Genomic DNA, 857 nt, shown 5'->3' with positions numbered 1-857 from the left:
AAGCCGATGAAGGTGCGCGCGATCTGCGCACCGCCATGCAGGGGCTTGGGCACCGCGCTGACCTTGCCGCCGCCGTCGGCCATCAGCACGGCGTCCTCGCTGAGCAACTGGGCCAGGGCCGAGACGTCCTGGCTGCGCACGGCATCCATGAAGGCGTTGACGAGCCGATCGGCCTCCTCCTTGGCCACCTCGCGGCGCGCGTAGTCGGCCTTGATGTTCTTGCGCGCGCGGCTGATGAGCTGGCGGCAGGCGGCCTCGCTGCGGTCCAGGTGACGGCCGATCTCGTCGTAGTCGAGGTCGAACACGTCGTGCAGCAAAAAGGCCGCGCGCTCCAGCGGCGACAGGCGCTCCAGGGCCAGCATGAAGGCGATGGACACGTCCTGGGCGAACTCGGCCTGCTTCTCGGGGCCGGGGGCCCAGCCGAACAAGGCTTCGTCCTCCAGCATGGGCTCGGGCAGCCAGACGCCCACGTATTGCTCGCGCTGCACGGCGGMGGAGCGCAGCTTGTCCAGGCAGAGATTGGTCACCAGCCGCGACAGGAAGGCGCCCTCGTGCTGGATGGGGGCCGCATCCACCTCGGCCCAGCGCAGCCAGGCCTCCTGCACGATGTCCTCGGCCTCGGCACGCGAGCCGAGCATGCGGTAGGCCAGCGCGCGCAGGCGGCGCGCATGGTCACGGTCAAAGCGCAGGGCGCGGGCGGTGGGCGAGAGGTCGTCGGTCATGGCGGGAGTTTCGCGGTTCAACTCCCTCCTGACGGGACAGCCCCCACGTTTGTGACATCAGCGCGCGATCTCCACCGCCGCCAGCAGCATCCAGGCCGAGTGCGGCAGCCACTGCTCCACCCAGCGCCACTGCTC

1 protein-coding gene is annotated in these 857 nt (G+C 70.1%); it reads right to left on the bottom strand.

What is annotated here, in order from left to right; translation table 11 throughout:
• Window positions 1-722: RNA polymerase sigma factor SigJ (gene sigJ / locus AC1DU6_RS33415; RefSeq protein ID WP_477862638.1), on the bottom strand; the 722-nt coding region annotated here is incomplete at its 3' end.
• Between the last annotated feature and the right edge of the window lie 135 nt (window positions 723-857).

This window comes from Roseateles sp. P5_B10 (assembly GCF_056400485.1).
The sequence above is the reverse complement of the archived record's forward strand: the minus strand, read 5'-3'. Positions and strand labels throughout refer to the sequence as shown.